Here is a 6,164-nt window from a genome sequence, read left to right as displayed (position 1 = left end):
GTGTCACCGGCGCCGTGTCGGCGTATGGGGCGCCTACGGGTTGCTCCGGTGTGCGCCCCCTTTGGGCGTCGCCGCGGCGGCCGTTACCAGGCCGTGCTCGTGCCCTTCTCGGCCGGCAGGAAGATCCACAGGCCCAGGTAGAGCAGGAACTGCGGGCCCGGCAGCAGACACGAGGCCACGAAGATCACGCGCATCGTCGTCGCGGAGATGCCGAAGCGTCGGGCCAGCCCCGCGCACACTCCGCCGATCATGCGTCCGTCACGGGGGCGGGCAAGTGCGGCCATGGTGGGCTCCTTCGGAGTCGGTCCGGGAACCGCTCTGGCGGGCTCCCGATGACTCCATACTGCCGCCGGCGGGGGGTCCGGGGCGTCGGTCTACCGGGCGATCGGGACCCTGGTAATCGTCGGGGTCGCACCCTGAGACCCCTCGTTCCGCGGTAGGGCGGAACCCCGTCCCCGGCCCGTCCCCGCGGAGGAGCCCGGCCGTCCCGCGTCCGACCTGCGGCGCAGCCAGGTCCGCCCGGCCGGCACCAGGAGGAGATGCGCGAGCGCCACCCCCGCCGTGTTCAGGAGGATCGAGTCCACGTCCACCACCTGACCCGGCACGGCGGTCTGCAGCAGCTCCACGCCCAGCGACACCAGCGCCCCGGCGGCGGTCGTCCGGGCGAGGGAGGCCCAGGGGGAGACGTGCAGCCGCCCCTCGGCCATCGGAAGGAGCAAGCCGAGCGGGGCCAGGAGCAGCAGTCCCTCGCCGATCAGCCGGGCCGCCTCGGTGGCACCGAGGGCGAGATCGGCCCGGAGGCCGTTCAGCGGGACGGTGTTCGGCGCGGTCACCCAGGCCACGTCCCGTGGGCGCAGGCTGACCCAGGCGACGAGCAGCAGATGCGCGAGGACGAGGACGAACCCCGCCACGCGGACGACCACGGCGGCACTGCCGCCCGAACCTTGACGCTGCACGCCCACCAAGACGCCCCGCACAGCGGAATCGGTTCCGCCGAGGAGGTCCCGGCCGCCCCGGGGCCCCCGGCGGCGCCCCCGGTCAGCCCGTGGCCGTGACCGCCGGGGTGGTCGCCGGAGCGGTCGTCGGGGCGGTGGCCGGCGCCGTCTGCGGGGCAGACTCCGGGCGTTCCCGAAGTTCCGTCGTGCACCGGTAGCGCTTCGGCTCGTACGCGCCGGGGCCGCCGAGCAGGACCGTGTGGCCGCCCGCGCCCGCCGAGCTCTCCGCGAACGTGCAGACCAGCTGCGACAGCGCCGTCGGCGCCAGGTCCTCCGGCTGGCGGCTCAACCGCAGCGTGCCCGTCGGATCGCCCCGGCGGCCGCCGCTCACCACCAGCGGCCCGCGCACCGCGCTCGTGAAGCCGGCCTGCCGCTCACTCTCCGAAGGCTCGGCGAGCAGCTGCGCGAGCAGCCCGCGGGCCGTACGCACCGGATCACCGCCCGCCTTCTCCTCCGGCAGCGGCGACCGCCGGTCCACCGCCTCCAGCTGCGACCCGCAGACCAGGAACACCCGGACCGGCAGGCCCTGCACCGCCGACCCCGTCGTACTCGCCTCGGTCGTGCTGCACGGGACCCGGGACGGGGCCGCCCCCGCGTCGACCGGGACCGACGTCGTCCTGATCCCGCAGCCGGTGACGAGCACGGTGAGCGCGGCCGCCGCGAGGGCTCCCGCGCCGGCCGTACGCCCGAAGACGCCGCGCCTCACGCTTCCTCCACCTCGCCCTGGCTGCTGCGGGTCTGCACCTCGCGGGTGATGCCCGACGCGTCCAGGGGCAGCCGCAGCACGAACACCGCGCCGTCCACCGTCCCGTCCTCACCGACCGAGTTGGAGGCGGTGATCGAACCGCCGTGGATCAGCGCGTTCTCCATGGCGATCGACAGGCCGAGGCCACTGCCCTCCGACCGCGGCCGGGACGCGCTCGCCTTGTAGAAGCGGTCGAAGACGTGCGGGAGCACCTCTTCGGGGATGCCGGGCCCGTGGTCGCGTACCGCGATGACCAGCTCGTCGGCGTCCGTGCGCACCGAGACCCGTACCGGCGAACCGCCGTGCTTCAGCGCGTTCCCGATCAGGTTCGCCAGGATCACGTCCAGGCGGCGCGGGTCGAGCGGTGCCACGATCCCCCGCTCGGCGTCCAGGTCGACGGCGTCGAGCCAGGCGCGCGCGTCGATGCACGCGGTGATCTGGTCGGCGATGTCGACCTCGTCGAGGACGAGCCGGGCGGTGCCCGCGTCGAAGCGGGTCACCTCCATCAGGTTCTCCACCAGGTCGTTGAGCCGCCGGGTCTCGCTGACGACGAGGGCGACGGCCGGGGCGATCATCGGGTCCAGGGAGTCCTGCTCGTCCTCCAGGACCTCCGTGACGGCCGTGAGCGCGGTCAGCGGGGTCCGCAGCTCGTGCGACATGTCGGCCACGAAGCGGCGGGAGGACTCCTCCCGCGCGCTCATGTCCGCGACCTTCTTCTGGAGGGACTCCGCCGCGCTGTTGAACGTACGGGAGAGATCCGCCAGTTCGTCCGCGCCCTTGACCCGCAGCCGGGTGTCGAGCTTGCCCTCACCGAGCTGCCGGGCCGCCTCGCCGAGCCGGTGCACCGGCCGCAGCACGGTCGTCGCCGCGACCTGCGCGAGCAGCACCGAACCGGCCACCGCGAGCGCGGTGGCGATCCCCAGCGACCAGGCGAGCGAGTTCAGATCGGCCTTCTCCGCGGCCAGCGACTTGAACATGTAGCCGGCGGGCCCGCCGCCGTCGATCCGCGTCCCGCCGACCAGGTACGGCGTCCCGTTCCGCTCCGTACGCTGCCAGAACAGGTGGTACGCGTACGGGTTGGCGTCCGTGACCCGCCGTTCGGTGTCCACGGCCTCCGTCAGCGAGCGCGGCACGTCGGCCAGGGTGAAGTCGTCCGGGTCGGAGGCGCCGACGATCGGCTTGCCCGCGTCCCGCTCACCGAGCAGCAGCACCTGGTAGTCGCGGCTGCCGGTCGCCATCTGCTCGGCGGTCCGCCGCAACTCGTCCTGGGTGGGCCGGAGCGGCAGCGTCGCCGCCCGGTTCTGCATCTCCTGCCGGAAGTCGTTGAGCGCCCCGTCCTGCGTACGGGTCAGCACCGCCTCGCGGTTCAGCCAGTACGCGATGCCGGAGGCGGCGACGGCCGCGGTGAGCGCGACGAGGGCGAAGACGACGACGAGCCGCAGCCGCAGGCTGGAGAGACGCAGCCGCGTGAGGATCCCCTTGCTCACGCAGGGACGTCCAGCCGGTAGCCGACCCCGCGCACGGTACGGATCAGCGTCGGCGAGGACGGCACGTCCTCCACCTTGGCGCGCAGCCGCTGCACACAGGCGTCGACGAGCCGCGAGTCGCCCAGGTAGTCGTGCTCCCACACCAGCCGCAGCAACTGCTGCCGGGAGAGCGCCTGACCGGGCCGCCGGCTCAGTTCGAGGAGCAGCCGCAGTTCGGTCGGCGTGAGCTGGAGGTCCTCGCCGTTCTTGGTGACCGTCATCGCGGAGCGGTCGATCACCAGCGAGCCGTACGTCGCCGAATCCGTCGACTCCCGCTCGCCGCGCCGCAGTACGGCCCGGATGCGGGCGTCCAGGACGCGGCCCTGCACCGGTTTCACGACGTAGTCGTCGGCGCCGGACTCCAGGCCCACGACCACGTCGATGTCGTCGCTGCGCGCGGTCAGCAGGATGATCGGCAGTTGGTCGGTGCGGCGGATGCGCCGACACACCTCGAAGCCGTCGATGCCGGGCAGCATGACGTCCAGCACGATCAGGTCCGGCCGCTGCTCGCGCAGCAGCTGGAGACCGTCCTCACCGGTCGCGGCGGTGGCCACCCGGTGGCCCTGCCGGGACAGGGAGAGTTCGAGGGCCGTGCGGATGGCGTCGTCGTCCTCGATCAGCAGCAGAAAAGGCACGGGCGTCATTCTGTCCCATGCGGCCGTCCGAGTTCGACCGCTGGGAGGCGCGCTTCTGTTCCGACCCCTGTGACACGCCTGTGACAGTCGGCGGACAGCGCCATGAAGTCCGCTGGGCAAGCTTCTCGGCACACGGACCCACACACACTCCAGATCGACGGGGGGCGCGAGATGAACGCACTGCACAGCACCACCTCGAGCGCAGTAGTCACGCGTCTCCACGATGTCGTACGGAGCACGGAGAAGTCCGGCGGTGTGAACCCGCGGGGGTGCGTTCGCAGTGTCGGACGTCAGCGCAAGGCGCCGTACATGGTGGCCGTCGCTGACGGGGGAGCGGCGTACGGGGAGGGCACGGGGGAACGCGCCACCTGTTCGGAAGCCGAGTTCACGGCTTACGTCCAGGAGCGTCGTGCCTCCCTGTACGCCACCGCCTACCACCTCACCGGTGACCGGTTCGAGGCCGAGGACCTGCTCCAGAGCGCGTTGTTCTCCACGTACCGGGCCTGGGAGCGGATCAGCGACAAGGCCGCCGTCGGCGGATACCTCCGCCGCACCATGACCAACCTGCACATCAGCGCCTGGCGCCGACGCAAGCTCAACGAGTACCCGACCGAGGAGCTGCCGGAGACGGTCGGCGAGACGGACGCGATGCGCGGCACGGAGCTGCGCACGGTGCTGTGGCAGGCCCTCGCCCGGCTGCCCGAGCTCCAGCGGACGATGCTGGTGCTGCGCTACTACGAGGGCCGGACCGATCCGGAGATCGCGGAGATCCTGGACATCAGTGTCGGCACGGTGAAGTCGAGCATCTGGCGCTCGCTGCGGCGACTGCGCGAGGACGAGGTGCTGAGCTTCGGCCGTGACGAGGAGGAGTCCTTCGGCGAGTTGGTGGCCTGAGGTCTGGGGGGACCCCACGACGGCCTACGGGGGAACGGGGCCGGCGCGGGGACCGTACGGGGGTACGGGGGAAGAGAAGCGGGCTGTACGAGCCGGGGGGTCTCGTACGGCCCGCTTCCGCGTGTGCGGCCCGCCGCGACGCACGGAGGCGGGACGTCGGCCCGGGGGCTCAGTGCGGGGTCGGGGTGCGGTGGTGGTCCGCCGCCGCTGTCGTCAGGCGGCTCAGGGCCTCGTTCCTGGCGCAGGGGTGGGCGCCGAGGGCCGTCTGGCGGGCCACGATCGCCCGCTCCGCCCGCATCAGCCGCCATCCCCGCCGCAGCAGGAACGGCACCGACTTGCGCCCCTCCCGGAGGTCGCGGGCGAGCCGTCGGCGGAACGTCGTCGACGGGCGGCCGCGCAGACAGAGCGCGTCGGCGAGGACGTCCAGCTCACGGCAGCGGGTCACGATCTCCGCCGCGAAGATCCCCTCCGCCACGAAGAGCGGCGTCCGCTCGATGTCGAGCCGCTCGCGGTCCACCCGGGAGCTGGTGGCGAGGTCGTACACGGGGACCTCCGTCCGCCCCGTACGGCACAGTTCGACGATGGCGGCGACGGCGGCGTCCGCGTCCCAGGACCGTGGAGAGTCCCAGTCGATGTCCGAACTGCCGTCGACGACGGGGAGGGACGGGTCGTCACCCTCCTTGTAGAAGTCGTCGAGGCGCAGGACCGGAAGGCCGGTGACGGCGGCGAGGGACGACTTGCCGGAGCCGGAGGGGCCCGCGAGCAGGACGACCCGGGTCGGGATCGGTAGGGAACTCACGGGACACCAGTGTGAACCATCCCCCCGTGCAGGGGACCCCCGAGGAAGACCGTTGGTATCGAGCATCACACCTGAACTACTGTCGGTGTCCGTCCGGTCACGCCTCGGAAGGATCGTCATGTCCCGTCACGCAGCCACCCCTCGTCCCCGCCGCAGCGCCCTGCTCAGGGCAGGTCTCACCGTCACGGCGGTGGGCGCCGCCGTACTCGGCGCGGGCGGCGGGGCGCAGGCGGCGGCCCCCGTGCCGCTGCCCGTCGACGCGCCGACCAGGACGGACGCCGCCGCGGCCGGGGCGGGCGCCCTGTCGGGCGTCACCCACGGCCTGGGCCCGCTGACCCGGCTCCAGCTCGACCCGCTGGCCAACACCGGGGTCGACCCGCTCGACAACGGCCTCGGCGCCCAGGTCGCCGACTTCAAGCCGGTGGGCACCGGCCTGGTGACCGACCACCTCACGAAGGGCGGCGCGGTCGCCGACCTGCCGGTGGCCGGAGCGCTCACGCAGAGCCTGCTCCCCTAGGGCACCGGGGGACGCGGACACATGCGTTCGAGGGGCTCTGGGACAACTCCCGG

At 72.9% G+C, this 6,164-nt stretch carries 8 protein-coding genes; 2 read left to right on the top strand and 6 right to left on the bottom strand.

The annotated features are described in order from the left end of the window. Positions 1-83: 83 nt before the first annotated feature. The 5 genes from ACFWV2_RS15800 to afsQ1 all read right to left on the bottom strand — a co-directional run bounded on the left by ACFWV2_RS15800 (position 84) and on the right by afsQ1 (position 3,901). Complete coding sequence (locus ACFWV2_RS15800; RefSeq protein ID WP_360785584.1) at positions 84-284, bottom strand: PspC domain-containing protein; 201 nt, start codon at positions 282-284, stop codon at positions 84-86. 90 nt (positions 285-374) lie between these two features. Then, a complete protein-coding gene (locus tag ACFWV2_RS15795; RefSeq protein WP_384405581.1) occupies positions 375-956 on the bottom strand; it encodes a VanZ family protein in 582 nt (193 codons plus the stop codon). 82 nt (positions 957-1,038) lie between these two features. Next, a complete protein-coding gene (locus ACFWV2_RS15790; RefSeq protein ID WP_384405580.1) occupies positions 1,039-1,701 on the bottom strand; it encodes a hypothetical protein in 663 nt (220 codons plus the stop codon). After that, on the bottom strand, positions 1,698-3,227 hold the full coding sequence (locus ACFWV2_RS15785; protein WP_384405578.1) for an ATP-binding protein: 1,530 nt from the start codon (positions 3,225-3,227) through the stop codon (positions 1,698-1,700). Before ACFWV2_RS15785 ends, ACFWV2_RS15790 begins: the two co-directional genes overlap by 4 nt. Then, on the bottom strand, positions 3,224-3,901 hold the full coding sequence (gene afsQ1 / locus ACFWV2_RS15780; protein WP_360785591.1) for a two-component system response regulator AfsQ1: 678 nt from the start codon (positions 3,899-3,901) through the stop codon (positions 3,224-3,226). The genes ACFWV2_RS15785 and afsQ1 overlap by 4 nt, the downstream gene beginning before the upstream one ends. Before the next feature lie 171 nt (positions 3,902-4,072). Here afsQ1 and ACFWV2_RS15775 point away from each other — a divergent pair, with 171 nt between their 5' ends. Further along, positions 4,073-4,795 carry a SigE family RNA polymerase sigma factor gene (locus tag ACFWV2_RS15775; RefSeq protein WP_384405576.1) on the top strand — a complete coding sequence of 241 codons (723 nt, stop codon included), beginning with the start codon at positions 4,073-4,075 and terminating at the stop codon, positions 4,793-4,795. Between the two features lie 169 nt (positions 4,796-4,964). Here ACFWV2_RS15775 and ACFWV2_RS15770 read toward each other — a convergent pair whose 3' ends face one another. Continuing rightward, entirely contained in the window at positions 4,965-5,660 is a 696-nt protein-coding gene (locus ACFWV2_RS15770; protein ID WP_384405575.1) for a uridine kinase, read from the bottom strand. Positions 5,661-5,712: 52 nt separating this feature from the next. Here ACFWV2_RS15770 and ACFWV2_RS15765 point away from each other — a divergent pair, with 52 nt between their 5' ends. After that, the gene (locus tag ACFWV2_RS15765) at positions 5,713-6,111 is read left to right on the top strand and encodes a hypothetical protein (protein WP_384405574.1); all 399 of its coding nucleotides are present in this window, start codon (positions 5,713-5,715) and stop codon (positions 6,109-6,111) included. Positions 6,112-6,164 lie beyond the last annotated feature (53 nt).

It is taken from the genome of Streptomyces sp. NPDC058671 (assembly GCF_042716475.1).
GTDB lineage: Bacteria > Actinomycetota > Actinomycetes > Streptomycetales > Streptomycetaceae > Streptomyces.
This window is presented reverse-complemented; position numbering and strand designations above follow the sequence as displayed.